This is a genomic window from Klebsiella sp. 141251 (assembly GCF_050600725.1).
Taxonomy (GTDB): domain Bacteria; phylum Pseudomonadota; class Gammaproteobacteria; order Enterobacterales; family Enterobacteriaceae; genus Klebsiella; species Klebsiella aerogenes.
In genome coordinates, this window is the sequence record NZ_JAQIRG010000001.1 from 878,256 (window position 1) to 899,790 (window position 21,535).

Sequence of the window (21,535 nt, forward strand, 5' to 3'; positions counted from 1 at the left end):
ATAGCGATGTTTCATGAAACCTGGCGACAGGATAGCGAGTAACCGCCGCTTTTACTCTTCTTGATATGCCCCCTCCTTACCAACAACTAAACTTAGATCGTGTCTAACAATCATCTGGAGGTTGTTGTGAATATATTCCACGATGAATACGACGAGCGGGAACTGTACCATATGGTCTGCCGTTGGGAGGATGAAGGCGGGGCGGTAGCGTAACGCATCTCCTTTAAACTGACAGCATTCTGGCGGATCAGGCGTGAAGCCGTTGTAGGATATGAACGCGCGCTTGACCCCTGGCAACTTCAGGGGCAATATTCCACGGACTGTGGTAACCCCGGCAGTGGCATTACATCTGAGCATTTGGCTGAGCAACGCAATGGGTACCTTCAGTCGGAAACGTTGGACAAATATATAACCAGCATGGAGGAGCCGGGCGTGGGAAAGCAGCTAACTGAAGATGACCTTCGTGAACATGGCTTCACCGAAAAAGAGATTGCGCGCCTGCGTGAAATCCTGGCGCGGCAAGAAAGCCAAAACAAAAGCTATTTTGATTTAATCGATGAACTTCGCAAAAGACTTTGGGCTGGAGTCTTAGGTTTTTTTATTGTTTTTATAGTGCTCATTCATTGGTGTTATAATTATGATTCAATTAATCATTTTGCCTATTTTTTCATTTTATTATTCGGTTTCTCGGTAGTTTACAAACTAACTCCGTTTCCAATGGCGCTCAAAGCATACAAATTGTATCTAAAAATAAGATAGTCATTTATCTTTAACTTCATACATCGTGTTACCTATCTGTATCCCTTTTACCGTTGAAGATATCCCATTTAACGCCATGGCTGGCTTACTCATGGTTGTTACTTTTCGGTAAAAATCTGGGCCAGTGAAATAAAACAAGCGCCACGCTTCTGGTTTTAAGGTAAGTTTGGCAAGGCCATAAAAAGAGGTTGAAAGATCGACTACCTGATATGAAAGCTTTCCCAACTCTCTACTAAACCCTAAAAATTGAGATGCATCTTCATAATATTTTTCTGCAAAATTTACACCATCTAACTTTTCAGCCATTGTGCCAAAGCCATGAAACATCAATGCTGCACCAGCAATAACGCCAATAACGTTTCCTGTCATTAATGAGCTAGCCGTTATTCCAAAACCTCCGATAACCTGCATACCGCCAAGAACAACACCGATTCCGTCGATGATATAGCCGATGACTTTTTCGTTTTCCCGGTAGAACCGCGCGGAGGCAGTGAGCATGGCTTCACCGGTTCGCAACATTCTGTCCTGAATAAGCAGATTTTCCCGCTCTTGTCTGATTGCCTGAATGCACTGCTGGCACTTCTTATCATCACTGCTATGACGGATAATGTTAATCTGTGAAAGGGCAAATCTTTTAACGCTGTCCAGAAACCTGACTCGGGTCAGGGGATCATGAAGGTGATAAGCAGAAACCGCCAGCGCGGTATTCATTAATCCGTTAGTTTCAGCTTGCGCCATGGCCATAAAATAATTGGAAAAACGCGTTTTCCCGAAGAATACATCCATGTTTTATCCCGTGAGTAAAATCATATTAATCCGCTCAAGATAACACAGAATATTTTACAGGCATATTTCCCTAAGCCCGTGAGTGGCTTATTTTAGCTGGCGCGATGTTTGGAATATTTAATTGATGAATGTATGAAGCGTAAATGAAATAATTGATTATATATTATTGCTTATTCACTCCTGTAAAATCCGCCGATGGCTTACCAGGCAACACTCTGCATTGCCCTGGTGAGACCCATCATGCGCTTCCTGACCGGATATCAGGCTGTGACGCTGTTGTTGTTATTGTAATTCTTCGCTTTTGCTCTTGATGGCGACCACATTATCGGACTGCAGTTCGCCAAGCAGGAGCGAGCGATCGTCGAACTGGCCGTAAGCGTTGTTGACCGCGTTCTGGCGGGTGGATTGATCGATCAGCGTTTTTAATTGTTCCATCCGCTGTTGCAATAGCCCTTTCAGTACTCCCTCATTGTCGATAATCTGCTTCAACTTAGCGTTGAGCATCTCTTGCAGAGCCAGCGATGGCCCCGCTTTGCCGGTAAATTCGGCGGTTTTCTCGACCGCCGTCACGTAGGCAAACTGCATTTCCACCAGCGCTTCCCATTGCCCGGCGCGCGCCAGGGCAATCATCTGACTGCTCAGGGTATGGATCTGCTGATAGGCGGCTAAAAGCTGCTGTTGGCGTTCCATCACAATGTACCCTGAGCAGGTTGATAGTTTGGCCCAATTTGCCGCCAGGCATCGGCGATATTCTCCAGCAGCTTGACCACTTCGACGATCGCCGCTTCGTCATTATGCAGGTTGGCCTGCATCAGGCGTCGCTTCATATAATCGTACAGCGCCGCCAGATTATCGGCGATTTCGCCGCCTTGCTGGTGGTCGAGGCCGCTTTTCAACCCGTTGTCGATGATGTTGATTGCCTTCGACAGCGCCAGGCCTTTACCGGCGATATCCCCCTGATTCATCAGGATGCGTGCGCGAAGCAGGGCGTTAAGCGCCCCGTCGAACAACATTACGATTAACTGGTGCGGACTGGCGCTCATCGCGCTGCTTTCCAGACTGACCTGTGCGTAGGCTTGCGTGCCGCTACGGTTATACATGCTGTTTCATTACCTGATTAAGGGTTACTGGGACGAGAACTGCTGTTGTAAGTAGTTACCCGTGCTGCTCAGCTTGGACATCATGGTATCCAACTGAACAAACTGTTGTTTATAGCGATCGATAGTGTTCTGGATGCTGTCGGAAACGGTGTCGATCTGGATATTCAGGCGATCGAGATTGGTGTTGATGCTTTTGGTCGAGTTCTCGATGATGCCGCCCGCTTTAATATAGTTCTGGATTTCATTATGGATTTCGGTGGCCATCCCGGTGTCTTTACCGTTGCCGGCGAAGAAGTTGGCGACCTGATCCGGTTTCTCGTCGAGCGCTTTATTGAGCTTCGTGCTGTCGACTTCAAGCTTGCCGGTTTTGGGATTGGTAGAGATCCCGAGGTTACCAAGGCCTTTCAGCTCCGGGTTGTCCTGAGCGGCGCTGAGCGCGCTTTTAATCGAGGACTGAATGCCGCGTAGGGTGTTATCGCCGAGCAGCGCGCCGTTCTTGGCGCTTTGCGCTTCACCGCTTTTCACTGGGGTATATTTGGTCAGCGAGCCGAAGGTGTCGAGCAGGGAATTGTAGTTATCCACCCAGGATTTGATTTTGTCGGCGGTGCCGCTTTTATCGATGCCGATCACCAGGTTTTGCGGTTCGCCGGCTTTGGTGGTGGTTTTCAGGTCGATGGTGACGCCCTGCAGCGCATCGGCAATCGAGTTGGTGCTGCGCTTAATTTTGGTGCCGTTGACGACAATCTCCGCATCCTGCCCGGCGACGGTCTGCTTCATCGCGCCGCTTTTGCTGCTGCTGTCGTAGTTGAGGATGGCGCCGAGTTTATCGTCGTTATTCACCTGCACCGAAACGGTGTTTTTCTCGCCGGTGGTGGAGGAGCTCAGCGCCAGCTGATAGTCATTGTCGCCGACGCGCATGATGCTGGCGGTGACGCCGGCTTTAGCGCCGTTGATGGCATCGCGCATCTCCAGCAGCGAGGTCTGGTCGTCGCTCAGCGGAATCGTGGTCTCTTTTGGTGGGTCGCCGGCGGTGATCGTAATGGAGCGATTGCTATTGCCGGCGGTACCCAGCTTCTCTTGTTGGTCGGTAATCGTCGCCTGGGTGGTCAGGGTTTGCGGCTGCGCCAGCTTCTGCACTTCAACGCTATAGTTGCCCGGCACCGCCTTATTGGTGGTGGTGATGGTGAACTGGTCGTGCTTGGTGGCGGTGGTGCTGTTGAAAAACTCCGGCTTGGCCAGCTCCTTGCTCAGGTTATCGAATTTTTCCAGCGAGCTTTTTAACGTGCCGTAAGCCGTTAGCTGCGCGTTATAGCTGGTTTGCTGAGTGGTATACGGCGTCAGGCGCTGTTGTTCCGCCTTGCTGAGTTTGTCCAGTAAACCGTTGAGGTCGAGTCCTGAGCCGATGCCTAAGGAACTGATCGATGCCATTGGTGTTTCTCCTTACTAATGACGTTATTCGCTTATTGCGTTATCGGCCCAGTGGAGAAAAAGTTTACCGAAAAAGTGAAAAAGGCGATGGCGTAATAGAAGAGGGAAAAAGCGCGTTATTTTCGCCATTGGCGGAGGGGCAAAAATTTTTCAAAAAATGGCTAAAGGTTGCAAAGGATACGTCGATACCAGAAGGGACGGTGGTTGACGCCGTGGGCAAGCAAGCCCGAACCTTTTAACCACGTTGCACTGAACGCAACTGACTCGTAAGGAATGCATATAATGGCACAAGTAATTAATACCAACAGCCTGTCGCTGATGGCGCAAAACAACCTGAACAAATCCCAGTCTTCCCTGGGCACGGCGATTGAGCGTCTGTCTTCCGGTCTGCGCATCAACAGCGCCAAGGACGATGCCGCGGGTCAGGCGATCTCCAACCGTTTCACCGCTAACATCAAAGGCCTGACTCAGGCTTCCCGTAACGCTAACGACGGTATCTCCCTGGCGCAGACCACCGAAGGCGCGCTGAACGAAGTCAACGATAACCTGCAGAACATCCGCCGTCTGACCGTACAGTCGCAGAACGGTTCTAACTCCGCAAGCGACCTGCAGTCCATCCAGGATGAAATCTCCCAGCGTCTGTCTGAAATCAACCGTATCTCCGAACAGACCGATTTCAACGGCGTTAAAGTCCTGAGCGGCGACCAGAAGCTGACCATCCAGGTCGGCGCCAACGACGGCGAAACTATCGATATCGATCTGAAAGATATCAATGCGAAGACTCTGGGTCTGGATAAGTTCAGCGTGGCTAATCCGATGGATCCTGCAACTCAGATCGGTGCAACCGCGGTTACTCAAGTAGGTGGTACATCTACTACAACAAATACAGCGGTATCCACGACTAGCACCGGTGCTGATACGGCGGATCTGTATCAAGACGTGGGTGGTACGGGTGATTACTACGTTAAGAAAGGTACTGATACTTTCAAAGTGGACATGGATCCTGCGACAGGTAAATATACCTACGATGTTTCTGATGCAACGACTAAAATCACAGCTACTGGTACTGAAACTAAAGTGACAACCGTACCTGTTACCACCACTACTGGTGGTAAAACCGTCTCAGGTTTGGGTACTGGTGAAGAGTTACGTACTCTGACTGATGCGAAAGGCAATGCTAACGGCTATGCCATCAAAGGTAAGGATGCAGACGGTAATGATGCTTACTTTAAGGCGAATATCGATGAAGCTACTGGTAAGGTAACGAAAGGCGATCAAATCCAGACTTCAGCGAAAACTGCCGATCCGCTGGCTACCCTCGACAAAGCCCTGTCCCAGGTTGACCAACTGCGCTCCTCCCTGGGTGCGGTACAGAACCGTTTCGATTCTGTTATCAACAACCTGAACAGCACCGTTAACAACCTGTCCGCTTCCCAGTCCCGTATCCAGGATGCTGACTACGCGACCGAAGTGTCCAACATGAGCCGCGCGAACATCCTGCAGCAGGCGGGTACCTCCGTGCTGGCGCAGGCTAACCAGTCGACTCAGAACGTCCTGTCTCTGCTGCGTTAATCGCACGTCTGATTACTGTCGCATCGCAACCCCGCTTCGGCGGGGTTTTTGTTTTTTGCCCGTAGCCACCCGGTACAAAACGGCGCAACGGCAAAGCATGTCGTAAATAGAGACGCTTTTATGCGGTTTTTCCGGCGATTGGCATTTTTGCCCCTGCGCATAATAGCGCTGACTCTCTTATCCGCAGGTTTCAGAAATAGTGAGCGATTTGTATACCGCCGAAGGTGTGATGGACAAAAATTCCCTCTGGCTGCGCTACGTTCCGTTAGTGCGGCACGAGGCGTTACGCCTGCAGGTCAGGCTGCCCGCCAGCGTCGAGCTTGACGATCTGCTGCAGGCCGGGGGAATCGGGTTGTTGAACGCCATCGAGCGTTATGACTCGCTACAGGGCACGGCCTTTACCACCTATGCGGTGCAACGTATCCGCGGCGCAATGCTCGATGAACTGCGTAGCCGCGATTGGGTGCCGCGCAGCGTGCGGCGTAACGCCCGCGAAGTCGCTCAGGCGATGCAGAAGCTGGAGCAGCATCTGGGCCGCCCGGCCACGGAAAGCGAACTCGCGCAGACGCTGGGTATCACCCTTGCCGAGTACCGACAAATCCTGCTGGATACCAATAACAGCCAGCTGTTCTCCTATGACGAATGGCGGGAAGAGCAGGGCGAGAATGCCGAACGACTACTGGAAGGGCACGAAGAGGCCAATCCGTTGCATCATCTGCTGGAAGGCAGCCTGCGCCAGCGGGTCATTGAGGCGATTGAAGCCTTGCCGGAACGCGAAAAAATGGTCCTCACCCTCTACTACCAGGAAGAGCTAAACCTTAAAGAGATCGGCGCGGTGCTGGAGGTGGGGGAATCCCGCGTTAGCCAGCTGCACAGCCAGGCGATTAAGCGCCTGCGCGCGAAGCTGGCCAACGAAGGCTGATAACCACCTGCCGGGCAGGTGGTTAGCGGATTACGATTTACGCAAATCAATGCGCAGAATGCGCTCCTTCGCCCCTTCGACAAATACCTCAGGATCCCAGTCGCGATTGAACCCTTCTTTAATGCCGACGTACAGGGTATCCATGTCCGGCGACAGCACCATTTGATTCGGATAAACCGGGGTGCGGAATTCATGGGTTACGCGCCAGGTTTTGCCATCCACGACGCTGATGGTGCCGCTGGTGAAATTGCTGACGTACAGCTCGTTGTATTTCGGATTGTAGCGTACCGCGTTGGCGCCCACTCCGGTACGCACGTAACCCCGCGATTTGCCGTCTTTCAGATCGAAAATATACAGGCCGTCGTGAGGGCCGCTGCGATCGTCGTGATCGAAGGCGACGACGAAAATACGCCCTGAGTCGGAATCGACGATCAGGTTTTGCGCGCTGGCCAACTGCGGCGCGTTAAGCGGGATAGTGCGGACAACCTGCTGGGTTCTGGCATCGATCTCGTTGATATAGTCGCGGCCGCCAACGTAGATCTTCTGCGTCTTTTCATCCAGCGTCAGGCCGTAGGCGGTGCCGCGATAGGCGCCTTTGACTTCCCCTTTTAGCTGTAACGTCGTGCCGTCGAGCATCAGTAATTTATGTAGCGGACGCATTCCGTCCTTGGTTTTCAACATATGGCTGTAGCTGACGAATAACAGGTTAGCGGCGCGGCTGTATACCATATGCCGCAGATGCTCGAAGCGCGCATCTGCGGCGCCGTCGGTGGTGAAGCTCAGGCGCGGACTGGTGCGGGTGATTTTACCGCTGGCGGCGTCGAACTGGCTGATACGCAGCGAAGCCGCCTGGGTATGGCCGACGTAAAGCACGTGCGCCGGCTGATTCATCGCCAGCGAGAAGGCGCGCCAGGGCATATCATAGCGCTGGATAACCTGCAGGGTGGCCGGATTAAAGGCGTAGAGATAACCTTTATTGGCCGCGCGGTTAACCCGGTCGGTCGCCGCGGCGAATAGCAGGTTGTCGCCATTATCGAACGCCAGCTCATAAACCCCTTCATTGGCTTCCTGCAGGTAATTGGTTTTCATCGCAAAGCGCGACGCTTCCCGCGGCGGTGGATCGATGGCGAATGCCGGCGGGGGAATCAGAGCGGCGAGCAGCAGCGCAGCCAGCGGTTTTATCAAGTTGCGATTAGGCATGATGGTTATCCTTGTTGATAAATAGGGCTCAGAACTGGATTTCGCCGCCGAAAATATAGGTGCGGCCGCGGGCGGTGGTGTTAACAGACGCCCCCTCTTTGGCGTTATCGAGACTCTGGTTCATACGGTTTAGCGCTTCGGAATAGTCACGATTCGTCACGTTCTGCACGCTAAAGCGCAGCAGCACGTTCTCGGTCATCTGCCAGCTGCTATAGAGGTCGATAATGGTCGGGATGTTCGGCATGCTCTCTTTCGGCACCGTATTGGTATCGAGGCTAATACCTTCGGTACTCAGGCGTTTTGATTTACCGGTGAATTTCACCAGGCTGCCGACGGTGAGTTTGCGATCGAACAGGCGCCCGCCGACATCAACCGTGGCGTAGCTGCTGGGAAGATCGCTCAGGTCGCTATAGGCGAAGCTATAGACCGTGCTGGCAATCGAGGTGGGCTGATCGGTACGCTGCTTGCTCCATGACACATTGGCGTAGGCAAAACCGATGTCGTATCCGGCTTCAATCTCATAGCCCTCGGTGGTCACCGGCGAGGTCACGTTAACCGAGATATTGGCGTTGAAATCCGGCGAAGCATTGGCGACATCTTTACACAGCCCGCCGTTGCTGCACAGCAGGAAGGATTCGCTGGTGATGTAATCTTTAATCCGCGAGCGGTAGGTAAGCGCTTTCAGATGCAGGCTATCCTGCTCGCTCAATAACCCTTTTTTGATAACGTTAAAACCGGCTTCCCAGGTCTCGGCTTTTTCCGGCTTCAGGAACGGATTCATCGATGCGCCGCCCTCGTTGGCGAAGAACACTTCCTGAACGTTCGGCGCGCGCGATGAACGGCTCCAGCTGACAAACGGCTGTAGCCATGGCGTCACCTGAGCGGAGAAGGTTGCCGAGGGATTAAAACCGTTATCTTTGACGTTGAGCTGGGTTGCCCCCTGCGGGAAGCATTTTTCGTTATCTGCACAGGCCGGTTTATAGCCCTGTACCCGGCTGCGGGTATAGTTGAGATTAAGATCGAGCTGATAAATATCCTTGTTTAATGTCAGCCCGCTATAGAGCGAGGCGATCTTCTGTTTGCCCGCCGGGGCAAAGGCGTTATGGTCGGTCTCGTTATCCTGCACGAAGCGGCGGGAATAGCGGGTGTCCATTAACTTGCCGCCTAGCTGGAAAGCGGCATACAGATCGTCGGTAATACGAAAACGGCTGGTGTTGTTCACGTCCAGCGCGTTGGACTTATTGGTGGTCGAGGAGTCGTTAAAATTATACAGCGACTCCGGTTTATATGCCTGATTGCCGCGGCTGGTGCTGGCCAGGACATTAAACTCGACCAGTTCATTGAGCGGCGCATAGTTATAGCGCAGATAGTAGTCGTCGCTGCTAATATCGCGACGGGTAAAACTATTGCGATAATTACGCCCGGAAAACTCGAAGCGGTTAAATTGATCGACGTTGAAATTGATTTTATACAGCTGCGAGCGCGGCTCCTGGCGCAGATATTTATTATCTTCGCCGATAAACTCTTCGCTGCTGCGTCCGCCGCCGTTTTTATATGTGGCATAGGTGCGGGTGCCGCTGATGCCGAGCAGCGCGCCAAGGCCGCCGCCGTTATCGAAAGTGTCGGTTTTGCCAGCTACCGTTACCATACCGGTACGGCCGAGTCCGTTATCGCCCACGGAAAAACGCGACAGCAGGCCGACTTGATGCCCCGGTTTTAACACATCATCGATACCGATCGTACGCAGGTTGGCGCTGCCCGCCAGCGCGTTGACGCCTTGCGAACCGGCGCTATTGCCGCGGGTGATATCCACTTCGGCCAGAAAGTTAGGGTCCAGCGGCACTCCGGCGGCGGTATTCGCCCCGCCGTGATAGTTAGCCGGCGCCATGCCGAAGAAGGTCTGGGTGACGCCATCCACCATGGTGTTGACCCGGCCCAGCCCGTTCATACCGCGAATATTGACGCTGATGGTGCCCTGCAGCGGGTCGATTTGCGTATAGGTGCCCGCCATGCTGCGCAGCGAGGCGTCGAGGCTTTGCAGATTCTTATTGAGCGTTCGCGAGCTGTAGGCGCCGGGACGGGTATAACTCTCCTCTGAGGAGCCGACCTGGCCGGCATTCTCCGCCAGCGGGTTATCGGTAATGGTGATAGGAGAGAAAACCGATTCTCCTTCGCTTTCGGCGGCGAAAGCCTGGCCGTTGACGATAAGGAGCCCGGTGACGAGCCCCTTAATGAGCTGTGATTTTTCCATAATCAAATCCTGAGGTAATAAATATTTAACGCACAAAAAGGGCAGCAGCGTGCATCGCGCTTATTGCTAAGTGCGATGACACATTGCCCAAAATAAAAAAACATCAGCGGTCAGTGACCGTTATAAATAACGTCCGGGTTGCCTGAATAAATAACAGGGAACCTGGGGTCTATATTTTTAATAAGCCGAATTCCACCGGCAGCGTGACCTTATTTATACCGTTACGCAGCAGCTCTTTTGGCGGCGGCGGAAGCGGACGCGCATTTTCCAGCGCCATCAGCGCGGCGCGATCCAGCGAATGGGTCCCTGAAGAGTTCACCAACTGTGATTGCAACACCTCGCCGCTTTCGTTGACGCTGAAGGTAATAATGGCGGTACCGGTACGTTTACGGCGGCGCGCATCTTCCGGGTAGTGGCGCATTTTGTTGATTTTGCCTTTCACCAGCGATTCCCAACTGATCTTGTTGTCGCTCAGGCGTGCGGCATCGCTATCGAGCGGCGCGGTGGTACGCTGAGTGAGGGCGGCTGGCGCCGGGGGCGCGGCGAAGCTGGTGATGGTTGAGTTACCCTTTTCCTCTTGCTGCTGGCGGCGGGACTGTTTTTTAACCTCGATTTTCTTTTTCCGCTGCGGTTCGGGTTTGCTGGCGGAGAGCTTTATTTGCGCATTGTCATGAATGAGCAGCTTCGGCGCCTCTTTCACCGCGGCGGTTTCCTGCTCGGTCATCGCCTCGACTTTGCGCTGCTGGGTGACGCCCGGCGGCAGCTCGGGGTGAATAAATGACACTTCCAGTTCCGGCGCGAACTCTACCATCACCGCGGCAGGGGGGGCGACATCCGGCGGCGAGGCGAAGTGAATGATAAAAGGCACCGCCAGCGCCAGATGGCCCAGCACGCTGGCCGTTGTCCCCGCGAACCAGCGGGGACGCGACGCTATTAATGGCGTGGAGAGAGGGATATTCATTTTTCTGCCGCTACCGACCAGACATAATCAGCCTGCTTCGCCGTCGGCGTGGCGCCGTCGGTGGTCAGCAGCAACACCAGCGGTTTTTCCGCCCTGAGGTCGGCCAGATGCAGCGGTACGCCAATATCTTTGGCCGCATGATAGCCGCCGGCAATCAGCAGCGCCGGGCGCGGCGCGGCTTTCATTTGCGTCGCCATCAGGCGATCGCGCTGCTGCTGGATGGCGAGCATGGAAGTGACCTGCTCGCCATCGATTTGCCCGTTATGCATCAGATAGATAATGGCCGATAGCGATTCATGTACCTGCGGGCTGTTGGAGAGCGTTCCGCGGGGAAACGTGGGATGCTGATAGATGTCGCTCACCTGCTGGCGGCTGAGATTGGCTGCCAGCAGCGGATAAGGCGCTTGCAGCGCGGTCATCACGACGTCGCGATAAAGCGCCCACGGCCAGCCGGGGTTCCAGCGCAGGGTTTCCGCCGCGCGAGTGGCGGAAACGGTCGTCCCGCTGAGGCTGGCCTGCTTGACCCGATTAACCGCTTCCTGCTGGCTTAGGTCGATCATTTCCATCAGCACGCTACCCTGCGGGCGAAGGGTGTGAAGGTTCTGCAGCAACCAGCGCTCAATCTGGTGATGCTGGGTGTTGGTATGTTCTTCGCCAACAATAACCAGCGGCGCCTGGGCGAGTTGGTTCAGCAATTGTTGTGGCGTCAGGGAGCGCCCGCTGGCGGTATCACGAATATCCGCCTGCTCTACCAGCGCGCGCTCCCCGGCAGGGGAGAGGGGATAAACCGGGCTGTAACAGGCGCTCATGAGCAATGCGCAGCCTATAACCAGAGTGTTTAAAAGGGTTTCCTTAAACATAAAATATCCATTTTCGGCTTTTTAGTCGTCTTTTCTTCGTATCTTGCTGCTGGAACAGGATGATATGTGATATTGAGAATGATTATCAAGATCATTCTCATTTAAAGTTATTGGCGAGAGTGATGGTTTCACCCGGCAAACAGCGGTCCGTTGCCGTGTCGCGGGGAGAATCTGTGAAGACGATCAAGATTTTAAACAGCGATAATATTTAAACCTGTTGGCTTAATGTTGTCTTAAGGTTTGTTTCAGTCGCGCGTCGAAATAAGCATTTTGTCATCAGGAAATTCTAATTGGCGGTGTTTTTCACTTTTTTAAAATGATGGTAATTGTTTTCATTATCATTCACATTCCTCTGTGATTTAATCCGTGCCAGCCCGGTTTCTCCACGGCTTTTCGACTACCCATACTAAGGATTAGCTTATGAATTTCCGCTTATCGGCATATTGCGCGGCGATGCTCGCTGCGACGGCTCTGTTTACCGCTCCGCAGGTTATGGCTGCTGACAATGGCGACGGCATTGTGGTGTATAACGCCCAGCACGAAAACCTGGTGAAATCCTGGGTTGACGGCTTTACCAAAGAAACCGGTATTAAGGTCACGCTGCGCAACGGCGACGATAGCGAATTGGGTAATCAACTGGTGCAGGAGGGGTCAGCCTCGCCGGCGGATGTCTTCCTGACCGAAAACTCGCCTTCCATGGTGCTGGTCGATAACGCCAAACTGTTTGCGCCGCTGGATGCCGCAACGCTGAATCAGGTCGCCCCGCAGTATCGTCCCGAGCACGGCCGCTGGATTGGCATTGCCGCCCGCAGCACCGTTTTCGTCTATAACCCGGCGAAAATCAGCGAATCTCAGCTGCCGCATTCGCTGATGGATCTGGCGAAACCTGAGTGGAAAGGGCGCTGGGCCGCCTCCCCATCGGGTGCCGACTTCCAGGCTATCGTCAGCGCCATGCTGGCGTTGAAGGGTGAAAAAGCGACCCTCGACTGGCTGAAGGCGATGAAAACGAACTTCGTGGCCTACAAAGGCAACAGCACGGTAATGAAAGCGGTCAACGCCGGTCAAATCGACGGTGGGGTGATTTACCACTATTACCGCTTTGTCGACCAGGCGAAAACCGGCGAGAACAGCAAAAACACCAAACTTTATTATTTCAAAAACCAGGATCCGGGCGCTTTCGTGAGTATCTCCGGCGGCGGCGTACTGGCTTCCAGCAAACATAAAGAGCAGGCGCAGGCCTTTATCAAATGGATCACCGGCAAGCAGGGTCAGGATGAGCTGCGCACCAATAACGCCTTCGAATATGCGGTGGGCGTGAATGCCGCCTCTAACCCGAAACTGACGCCGCTGAAAGAGCTGGATGCGCCGAAGGTTGAACCGTCAACGCTCAATAGCAAGAAAGTGATCGACCTGATGACCCAGGCGGGCCTGCTGTAATTTGATGCTGAAGTGATTTATCTATGTCTGCTCTGAGTCTGGTACTCGGAAAGAAAACAGGACGCCTGCCCGAGCGCAGGCGTCCTGCATTTCCGATGGTTGCCTTAGCTGTACTGTTTTCGCTAATGGCGTTACTGCCGTTAGGTTTTGTGGCCGCCGTAGGAATTGAGACCGGCTGGCCGACCATAAAAGCACTGGTGTTTCGCCCGCGGGTGGCTGAACTGCTCAGCAATACGCTATGGCTGACGCTGCTGGCGGTGCCTATTTGCATCGCCTTGGGCGTGGCGGTGGCCTGGCTTACTGAACGCACAGCGCTTGCCGGGCGTCAGTTGTGGTCGGCGCTGGCTGTCGCGCCGCTGGCTATCCCGGCATTTGTCCAGAGCTATGCCTGGGTCAGCGCGGTTCCCTCGCTCCACGGTCTGTCCGCCGGGGTGTTCCTCTCCGTGCTGGCCTACTATCCCTTTATCTACATGCCGGTGGCGGCGGTGCTCCGTCGTCTCGACCCGACGCTGGAAGATGTTGCCGCCTCGTTGGGCACGCCGCCGTGGAAGGTTTTCTTCCGCGTGGTGCTGCCGCAACTGCGGTTGGCTATCTGCGGCGGCGCGCTGCTGGTGGCGCTGCATCTGCTGGCGGAATATGGCCTGTATGTGATGATTCGCTTCGACACCTTCACCACCGCCATTTATGACCAGTTCCAGTCCACCTTTAGCGGCCCGGCGGCGAATATGCTGGCGGGAGTGCTGGCGCTGTGCTGCCTGGCGATCCTGCTACTGGAGAGCGTTTCGCGCGGTAAAGCGCGCTACGCGCGCATCGGCGCCGGCGCGGCGCGCGAACAGAAGCGACGTCCGTTGGGGAACGTGGCCGCATGGGCCGCGCAACTGCTGCTGCTGACGCTGGTGATGCTGGCGATGGGCGTCCCGCTGCTGGTGCTGTGCCGCTGGCTATGGCTCGGCGGGGTGGAGAACTGGCTGCATGCCGATCTCTGGCATTCGCTACGCCAGACCCTGATGCTGGGCGCGGGCGGCGCGCTGCTGACCACCGCCTGCGCGATTCCTATCGCATGGCTCGGCGTGCGTTATCCGCGCCGGCTGTTCCGCCTGCTGGAGGGCTGTAATTACATTACCAGCTCACTGCCGGGTATCGTCACCGCGCTGGCGCTGGTGACGGTGACTATCCACTATGCCCGCCCGGTGTATCAGACCGAAGTGACGCTGTTTCTGGCTTACCTGCTGATGTTCATGCCGCGAGCGTTAATTAACCTGCGCGCCGGTATCGCCCAGGCGCCGGTTGAGCTGGAAAACGTCGCCCGTAGCCTTGGGCGCAGTCCGGCCCGCGCCTTATGGAGCGTCACCATGCGTCTTGCCGCTCCGGGAGCGGCCGCTGGCGCCGCGTTGGTGTTTCTTGGCGTGAGCAACGAGCTTACCGCGACGTTGCTGCTGTCGCCGCTAGGCACCCGCACGCTGTCGACCGGTTTTTGGGCGTTAACCAGCGAGATCGACTACGTCGCCGCGGCGCCTTATGCGATGCTGATGATCGTGATTTCGCTACCGCTGACGGCGGTTCTTTATGTGCAGTCGAAAAAAATTGCAGGGTTGTAACATGCTGGAATTGTCTTCTATCTCGAAATCTTTCGCCGACGCGCTGGTGCTCGATAACCTTAATCTGACCGTGGCGCCGGGAAGCCGTACCGCCATTGTCGGCCCGTCGGGTTCCGGTAAAACCACGCTGCTGCGAATTCTTGCCGGTTTTGAAACCCCGGATCACGGGCGAATCGTTCTGCAGGGCAACACCCTGTTTGCCGACGGCGTGTTTGTGCCGGCGCATCAGCGTGGGATCGGTTTCGTGCCGCAGGAAGGGGCGCTGTTCCCCCATCTTAACGTCGCGGACAATATCGCCTGGGGGCTCGATTGCGGTCGCGAAGAGAAACGCCGCCGGGTCGCCGCGCTGATGGAAATGGTGGCGTTAGATTCGACATTAGCGAGCCACTGGCCGCATGAAATTTCCGGCGGCCAGCAGCAGCGGGTTGCGCTGGCGCGCGCGCTGGCCCAGCGGCCATCGCTGATGCTGCTGGATGAACCTTTCTCGGCGCTGGATACCGGGCTGCGTGCGGCGACGCGCAAAGCCACCGCCGACCTGCTGGCCGAGGCTGGGGTGGCGTCGATTCTGGTTACTCACGATCAGACGGAGGCGCTGTCATTTGCAAGCCAGGTCGCGGTGATGCGGCAGGGGCGTTTTACTCAGGTAGGAACCCCGTTCGAGGTCTATTCGCGCCCGGTTGACGAGGCCACCGCGCTGTTTCTTGGCGATGCGCTGGTGCTCGACGCCGAGCTCACGGAGGGGCGCGCGCGTTGCGCCATCGGCGAGTTACCGACTGACAATCCTCACGCCAGCGGCTGCGGACGCGTAATGCTGCGCCCGGAGCAACTGCGGGTGTCGCCGTGCGGGCCGCAGGAGAGCGCCTTTCGCATCGTAGATGTCGATTTCGCCGGCCATATCTCGACGCTGACGGTGACGGTAGCGGGGCAATCAATGCCGCTGGTGCTGAAAACCGTCAGCCAGGCTGCCTGGCAAACAGGCGCTCCGGTTCGCCTGGAGATTATTGGCCCGGCGCGGATATTTTGCGCATAGCGGCTAAAAGCTGACCGCTCAGCTGGGATAAAAATTGATTTGGCGCGGAGATGCGTTAATTAGCTGCTGATGTAGCACATTGTGCTAATTACACTACCCGCGAACGCATTAGTATCCGCGCCACTGATCTCGTCGCCATGGAGTGGTAGGTCGTTGGAATATTTCCGCGGGGTCAGTCCATTCTTATTTCCCCTGAGATGATTAACGCTGCTGCGCGCTACGGCAGTGGCGACGATATTCCGAAGGTGAACGTTCAGTATTACGTTTAAACACCCGGCAAAAATAGTTGCTATCGATAAAGCCGCAATTATGCGCAATTTCTTTTACTTTTAAATCGTAACCGCGTAATAGTTGCTTGGCTTTTTCCAGCCGCACGGCGGTTAGATATTCATTAAAGCCCACTGACCCCGATTTCTGAAATATATGCGAAAGATAGTTCGGAGTAATATGAAAGCGTCTGGCAACCGATTCGCGGGTCAGCGGCTGGCTAAGATTTTCTTGCAGATAATCCTGAACCGCTAAAAACAGATCGCGGCTGCGGCTAACGCGCATTTCCAGACCGACAAGTTGTTCAAGGCAGTGGCTTAACAGCGCGGAAACCACCAGCCGGGCGGTTATTGGGTCAGGTTGCAGGCAGACTTCATTCAACGCCAGCAGCAGATAGGAGCCAACGCGGGGGCCCAGCCGGGCGACGTTTTGCTTTTCAGTATGTAGTTTTTTTCCGTCCCAGCGCTGAATGCAAAAGCCGAGCTTTTGGCGGCCAAATAAAATGCTGAGCGTGACCGCCGGACCGTTCCACTCGGGTAGCGTCCACTTTCCCGCCTGTACGTAGAGTACCTGCGAAGTGGCTAAAACCGCCGCGGATAGCGGTAGACCCTGATCATGGAGCTCGCCTTCAAGGACGATTTCCAGACGCGGGAAGGGCACCTTCAACGCCAGCGCCGGAACGGGAATATCCGGCTCCGGAAAGCGGACCTGCAGCCTATCTTTTTGATTAACTAAACGATTTAGTATGCCCGCCAGATCATCAATCATCCTGTCGACCCCGAGTTAAAATTATCTCTTTGATTATAATCTTTTTTATCCTGATGTTCCGCCTTACGGCGCGCGGCGGATGCATTATTAAATGGGTGAATATTTACAACGAATTTACCCATCGGCAATTATTGATAAGGCTCACATTTTTGTGTCTGGCGTACGGATATCCAGTTTTTCGTAGTTTTCCCTTCCTGCCTGGTCGTTGGCCGCATCGTAGAGTTTGATTGTGTTATCTAAAAGTTAAAAGGAAGGCAATATGGACTCACAATCGATGATTCATCTGGAGGCGCTTGGCGCGACCCGGACGCTAAGCGACCAAATGAAACATGAACTTGATACGCTTGGCTATACCGTGGTGCACAACGTCGTTGATCCTCAGTGGCTGAGCGAGATACGCGAGCGCATTGACGCGCTGGTGGAGCGTGAAGGCGAGAATCTGGCGATGGAACACCATCAGGAGGCGACGGCGACGCGTATTGCCAACCTCATCAACAAGGGCGTTATCTGGGAGAAGGTGTGGTCGCATCCGCTCATTCTTTCCGCCTGTCGTTATATTTTTAATGGCGCGTTTAAAGTTTCCAGCCTCAATGCCCGCGAGGCGCTGTATAACGGTGGTCATCAACCGCTGCACGCCGACTGGAAAAAGCCACGGGTAGACTTCCCGAAAGTGCATCTGGTCAATACGATATGGGCTATTGATGATTTGAGCGCCGCCAACGGCGCGCCGCGGATTATTCCCGCTACCCATCTGCTCCCGGAGCTGCCGGAAGAGGTTTTGGCGGATCCGGAAAAGACACATCCTGATGAAATTGTTTTTGCCGCGCCGGCCGGCAGCGTAATGATTTATAACGCGCATGCCTGGCACGGCGGCACCCGCAATCTTGAAGGCAGCAGAAGGCGCGTGCTTCATGGCTTATATATTGATCGTGCTGATACCGCGCAGCAGGACCAGCAGCGCTGGCTGACGCCAGAAACGGCGAGCCGCCTGACACCCGCGCAAAAGTGGCTGCTCGACGTGCAATAAACGCCGTGGCCGGTCAGGGAACTTCCAGGTAAACGACCGGCTTTTTCATAATGCTATTAACGGCTTTGACAATCTGCTGTGGCTGCAACAGGAAGGTGGCGATACTGGTTTTAATGGTACGGAGTCCGTTAAAACGCTGAGCGCCATCGATTTCGATATCGGTTACCAGTAACACCACCGTGGCGCGGGCAATATCCTCTTCGCTAATTCGGTTTTCCACGCCGAGCGCGCCCTGGGTTTCCACTTTCAGAGACCATTTTTCATGATGACCGACTTTTTCCAGTAGCTCGGCTGCCATATAGGTATGTGCAACCCCGCTCACGCAGGCGGTCACCGCGACAATGTTGAAGTCCATAACATCCTCCAGGCGTTAACCGCCGATAGTGACGTGATATCCTGCTGCTTCAGCCAGCGCTTGATAAGGATGAATATCCGCCTCTCGGGGAGCGTTGACGTTGGCCAGCGGCCAGGTTTTACCCAGCAGACGGTATTTCGCCTCGCCATATTGATGAAACGGCAACAGATGAATCTCCGTCAGACCGAACGGCGCGAGGAACTTTAAGATCTGCTTAAAATTCTCCGTGTTCATCGTGTAGCCAGGGATCAGCGGCACGCGCGGGATAAGATTCATTTTGCGGATGGCCAACTGACGGAAGTTGTCCAGCACTCGCGGCTGATTCATCTGCAGTAGTGAATGGGCCTGCTCGCTATTCATGATTTTCAAATCAAACAGTATTTCGTCACAGGCTTCGGCCACCGGGAGAAAACGGCTAAAGGCGCAGTCGCCCGCGGTCTCGATAGCGGTGCGCACCCCCCAGTGGCGCAGGTGCTGGAGGAAGCGGGCGGCAAACACGGCCTGCATCAGCACTTCGCCCCCAGACAGGGTGACGCCGCCGCCGGAGGCGCGGAAGAAGACCTCGTCCTTAAGCACCTCGCGCAGCAGGGCATCGAGCGTAACATCCCGGCCAATCTGCTCCCATGCCCCGGAGGGACACTCGGCGACGTCCTGCAGGCAGCGCGTGCAGCGCAGGCATTTACTCTCCCGGCGCACGGTCTGGATCTTTGGCGAGATCGATTCAGGATTGGCGCACCACGGGCAGGTGTGGGGGCAGCCTTTGAAAAACACCACCGTGCGGATCCCTTGCCCGTCATTAAGCGAGTAGCGTTGGAGGTTAAAAATGCGCGCCGTATCGGCGCGCGTTTCGATGACCTCACAGCTGATGCGCGGTGCGGCGGATAATGTCATCCTGTATCTCCTTTGACAGCTCAACAAAGAAGGCGCTGTAACCTGCGACCCGCACCACCAGACCGGCAAAATCCTGCGGCCGCTGCTGCGCTTCACGCAGCGTGTCGGCGTTGACCACGTTAAACTGGATATGCTGCAGTTTGAGCTTGCAGAAGGCCTGTAAAAAGTCTGCCAGTTTGTTCAGGCCGCTGTCGCCGGCAAGCGTTGCCGGGGTGAATTTGACGTTCAGCAGCGTACCGTTCGATAGCAGATAATTATCCAGTTTGCTGACCGATTTCAGCACCGCCGTCGGCCCCTGGGCATCCTGCCCAACCATTGGCGACAGGCCGCCGTCCGCCAGCTGTTCGCCGGCCAACCGGCCGTCCGGCGTCGCGCCGACCACCGAGCCCAGCGGCACATGCGCGGATACGGTATAGGAGCCAGGGGTGAAATGGCCGCCGCGTGGGTTTAGATACCGTTCTACCTCTTTACAGTAAAAACGCAGCAGATCGGCGCTAATATTATCCACTTCGTCGATATCGTTGCCGTATTTCTCGTAACGGTTGATCAAACGGGCGCGGATTTTTTCTCCTTCCGGCGTGCGGAAGTTGGCTTTCAGTACCGCCATCAGTTCGGCAAAGCTGAGGCGCTGTTGCTCGAAGACCATGCCCTTCAGCGCGTGCAGCGAATCGCTCAGGTTAGCGATTCCGATACCCTGAACGCCGGAGAAGTTATAGCGCGCGCCGCCTGCGGTGATATCTTTGCCGTGCTGCACGCAATCTTCGATAAAGGATGACAGCAGGGGGACCGGAGCCCAGTCGCGGTGTCCGATATCGCAAATGTTGCTGCCCTCGACCATCAGCTTGATGTAATAGCGGATTTTGTCGCGGATTTGGCTGATGAGACCGTCCCAGCTGACTTCAGGCTGATGTTCATTTTCCTGCAGCACAATTTCCATCACCTTCAGCAGATTAAACATCGCGATATCGTGCAGGCCGTAGGTGCGCCCTGGAATAGAGAGCTCCACGCAGCCGACCACCGCGTAATCGCGGGCATCTTCCAGCGACACGCCGCGGTTAAGGAAGGCCGGGACGACCACTTCATCGTTGAAAATCTGAGGGATCCCGGTACCCAGGCGAATGGTCTCAGCGGTTTTGCGCAGGAACGGGCGGTCAATCAGCTCATTGACCCGCACGCCCAGATTCGGCTGCGGTAGCTGCACATTCTGGTAAGCATCGAGAGAAAGAAAGGACAGTACGTTTACCGCACTACGCCCGGTTTCCGTCAGTCCGCCAAGCAGGGCGGTGTAGCCGGTGGGAAAACCGGCGAAATAGCGTGCGCTGCTGGATGAACGCAGTAGAACGATATCGTTACACTTCACCCATAGCGACTCCAGTAGCTCCTTGAGATACGCGGGATCCTGACCCTGATTCAGCGATGCCTGATAAAAAGGCAACATGTACTGGTCAAAGCGTCCGAGCGAAATCGAGCTGGCGTTGGACTCGTACTGCAAAATAATATTCATATACCAGAACAGCTGGCAGGCCTGGGCAAAATCCTGCGGCCGATGCTGCGCGTTATGGCGTGAGATGGCGGCGATGGTTGCCAGCTCCTCCTGACGCCGGGCATTCGTGCAGTTGGCGGCCATCTCTTCCGCCAGCGTGGCGTAGCGCAAAATATGACGCTGCGAAGCTTCAAGCAAGATCAGGACCGCCTGATAAAAGTGGTTATCAGGCTGCCGGGCGCAGTGTGATTTCAGCTCGGCGATCAGCGCATCAAGGCCATTATTCAGCAGCCGCGGATAGTCGATAATAATATGGCCCTGGCCTTTATCCGTCTGATTAACGCTGAAAATCTGCGTGCCGATCGCGGCCTTGACCTCCTCGGTTATTTGACCGTTAATGAAATCTTTCATCGAACGCTTTTCCCAGTAAGGGAACAGCGTTTCGCGGTAAATCCGCTTATCTTCTTCACTTATCGCGAAGCGGTCCTGCGGGCGGGTCGGGAAGGCGTCGAGCTCGTTGAGCAGCCAGTAGGGGTCCATCTCCGGCGACATGATCCCCGCACGTGGTTTGACGGTGCGGTTGCCGGCAATCAGTTCATCATCACGAATCGAAATGGCCACCTTATCGAGGATCCACGCCGTGGCTTTCGCCCGGCGGATAATCACCGGCTCCCCCTCCGTCAGCCGATGGCTGGCGGTATAGAGCAATGCGCGTTCAAGGGAGATTTCGCGCGGCTGGGCGAACAGGCTGGCTTTCAGGCGTTGAGTACGATTCGTCATGACAAACTCCATGTTGTGGCTAAGAGGCGCGTAGCGCCTCTGAGATTAATGACAAACCTC

The 21,535-nt window shown here is 55.0% G+C and carries 20 protein-coding genes; 8 read left to right on the forward strand and 12 right to left on the reverse strand.

Annotation, left to right across the window (positions count from 1 at the left end; translation table 11 throughout):
* Positions 1-432 precede the first annotated feature (432 nt).
* Entirely contained in the window at positions 433-759 is a 327-nt protein-coding gene (locus PGR09_RS04195) for a hypothetical protein (RefSeq protein WP_045397403.1), read from the forward strand.
* Here the strand turns inward: PGR09_RS04195 and PGR09_RS04200 are convergent, their stop codons facing one another.
* From PGR09_RS04200 to fliD, 4 genes are all read right to left on the reverse strand, one after another.
* Entirely contained in the window at positions 760-1,545 is a 786-nt protein-coding gene (locus PGR09_RS04200) for a DUF4225 domain-containing protein (RefSeq protein WP_430915820.1), read from the reverse strand.
* A 282-nt stretch (positions 1,546-1,827) separates the two neighbouring features.
* A complete protein-coding gene (fliT, locus tag PGR09_RS04205; protein ID WP_045397410.1) occupies positions 1,828-2,235 on the reverse strand; it encodes a flagella biosynthesis regulatory protein FliT in 408 nt (135 codons plus the stop codon).
* Positions 2,235-2,645 (reverse strand): flagellar export chaperone FliS, encoded by a 411-nt coding sequence (gene fliS, locus PGR09_RS04210; RefSeq protein WP_015704959.1) that lies wholly within the window; start codon positions 2,643-2,645, stop codon positions 2,235-2,237. The genes fliT and fliS overlap by 1 nt, the downstream gene beginning before the upstream one ends.
* A 24-nt stretch (positions 2,646-2,669) precedes the next feature.
* On the reverse strand, positions 2,670-4,073 hold the full coding sequence (gene fliD / locus PGR09_RS04215) for a flagellar filament capping protein FliD (protein ID WP_045397414.1): 1,404 nt from the start codon (positions 4,071-4,073) through the stop codon (positions 2,670-2,672).
* On the opposite strand from fliD, the gene PGR09_RS04220 reads away from it, so the two are divergent.
* The 3 genes from PGR09_RS04220 to PGR09_RS04230 all read left to right on the forward strand — a co-directional run bounded on the left by PGR09_RS04220 (position 4,067) and on the right by PGR09_RS04230 (position 6,567).
* Positions 4,067-4,312, forward strand: a complete 246-nt coding sequence (locus tag PGR09_RS04220) for a hypothetical protein (RefSeq protein ID WP_020079192.1) — start codon at positions 4,067-4,069, stop codon at positions 4,310-4,312. The genes fliD and PGR09_RS04220 overlap by 7 nt on opposite strands.
* Before the next feature lie 43 nt (positions 4,313-4,355).
* Positions 4,356-5,645 (forward strand): flagellin FliC, encoded by a 1,290-nt coding sequence (locus tag PGR09_RS04225; RefSeq protein ID WP_047050582.1) that lies wholly within the window; start codon positions 4,356-4,358, stop codon positions 5,643-5,645.
* A gap of 199 nt (positions 5,646-5,844) precedes the next feature.
* On the forward strand, positions 5,845-6,567 hold the full coding sequence (locus PGR09_RS04230; protein ID WP_015704963.1) for an RNA polymerase sigma factor FliA: 723 nt from the start codon (positions 5,845-5,847) through the stop codon (positions 6,565-6,567).
* 30 nt (positions 6,568-6,597) lie between these two features.
* On the opposite strand, the gene PGR09_RS04235 is transcribed toward PGR09_RS04230, so the two are convergent.
* The 4 genes from PGR09_RS04235 to PGR09_RS04250 all read right to left on the reverse strand — a co-directional run bounded on the left by PGR09_RS04235 (position 6,598) and on the right by PGR09_RS04250 (position 11,839).
* Positions 6,598-7,767 (reverse strand): YncE family protein, encoded by a 1,170-nt coding sequence (locus PGR09_RS04235; RefSeq protein ID WP_430915821.1) that lies wholly within the window; start codon positions 7,765-7,767, stop codon positions 6,598-6,600.
* A gap of 28 nt (positions 7,768-7,795) precedes the next feature.
* The gene (locus PGR09_RS04240) at positions 7,796-10,018 is read right to left on the reverse strand and encodes a TonB-dependent receptor domain-containing protein (RefSeq protein WP_213292638.1); all 2,223 of its coding nucleotides are present in this window, start codon (positions 10,016-10,018) and stop codon (positions 7,796-7,798) included.
* A gap of 169 nt (positions 10,019-10,187) precedes the next feature.
* Complete coding sequence (locus PGR09_RS04245; protein WP_430915822.1) at positions 10,188-10,979, reverse strand: energy transducer TonB; 792 nt, start codon at positions 10,977-10,979, stop codon at positions 10,188-10,190.
* Positions 10,976-11,839 carry a ChaN family lipoprotein gene (locus PGR09_RS04250; RefSeq protein WP_430915823.1) on the reverse strand — a complete coding sequence of 288 codons (864 nt, stop codon included), beginning with the start codon at positions 11,837-11,839 and terminating at the stop codon, positions 10,976-10,978. The genes PGR09_RS04245 and PGR09_RS04250 overlap by 4 nt, the downstream gene beginning before the upstream one ends.
* Before the next feature lie 420 nt (positions 11,840-12,259).
* On the opposite strand from PGR09_RS04250, the gene PGR09_RS04255 reads away from it, so the two are divergent.
* The 3 genes from PGR09_RS04255 to PGR09_RS04265 are packed head-to-tail and all read left to right on the forward strand — an operon-like array spanning position 12,260 to position 15,904.
* The gene (locus tag PGR09_RS04255; protein ID WP_045397430.1) at positions 12,260-13,276 is read left to right on the forward strand and encodes an iron ABC transporter substrate-binding protein; all 1,017 of its coding nucleotides are present in this window, start codon (positions 12,260-12,262) and stop codon (positions 13,274-13,276) included.
* 23 nt (positions 13,277-13,299) lie between these two features.
* Positions 13,300-14,874 carry an ABC transporter permease gene (locus tag PGR09_RS04260; protein ID WP_045397434.1) on the forward strand — a complete coding sequence of 525 codons (1,575 nt, stop codon included), beginning with the start codon at positions 13,300-13,302 and terminating at the stop codon, positions 14,872-14,874.
* Between the two features lies 1 nt (position 14,875).
* On the forward strand, positions 14,876-15,904 hold the full coding sequence (locus PGR09_RS04265; RefSeq protein ID WP_430915825.1) for an ABC transporter ATP-binding protein: 1,029 nt from the start codon (positions 14,876-14,878) through the stop codon (positions 15,902-15,904).
* 201 nt (positions 15,905-16,105) lie between these two features.
* On the opposite strand, the gene PGR09_RS04270 is transcribed toward PGR09_RS04265, so the two are convergent.
* Positions 16,106-16,939 carry a helix-turn-helix transcriptional regulator gene (locus PGR09_RS04270; RefSeq protein WP_047043623.1) on the reverse strand — a complete coding sequence of 278 codons (834 nt, stop codon included), beginning with the start codon at positions 16,937-16,939 and terminating at the stop codon, positions 16,106-16,108.
* Positions 16,940-17,198: 259 nt separating this feature from the next.
* On the opposite strand from PGR09_RS04270, the gene PGR09_RS04275 reads away from it, so the two are divergent.
* Positions 17,199-17,966, forward strand: a complete 768-nt coding sequence (locus PGR09_RS04275; protein WP_047043621.1) for a phytanoyl-CoA dioxygenase family protein — start codon at positions 17,199-17,201, stop codon at positions 17,964-17,966.
* A 13-nt stretch (positions 17,967-17,979) separates the two neighbouring features.
* Here the strand turns inward: PGR09_RS04275 and PGR09_RS04280 are convergent, their stop codons facing one another.
* The 3 genes from PGR09_RS04280 to PGR09_RS04290 are packed head-to-tail and all read right to left on the reverse strand — an operon-like array spanning position 17,980 to position 21,475.
* Entirely contained in the window at positions 17,980-18,321 is a 342-nt protein-coding gene (locus PGR09_RS04280; protein WP_047065412.1) for a PTS fructose-like transporter subunit IIB, read from the reverse strand.
* Between the two features lie 15 nt (positions 18,322-18,336).
* On the reverse strand, positions 18,337-19,212 hold the full coding sequence (locus PGR09_RS04285; RefSeq protein WP_047050567.1) for a [formate-C-acetyltransferase]-activating enzyme: 876 nt from the start codon (positions 19,210-19,212) through the stop codon (positions 18,337-18,339).
* Positions 19,178-21,475, reverse strand: a complete 2,298-nt coding sequence (locus PGR09_RS04290; protein ID WP_063414578.1) for a formate C-acetyltransferase — start codon at positions 21,473-21,475, stop codon at positions 19,178-19,180. Before PGR09_RS04290 ends, PGR09_RS04285 begins: the two co-directional genes overlap by 35 nt.
* Positions 21,476-21,535 lie beyond the last annotated feature (60 nt).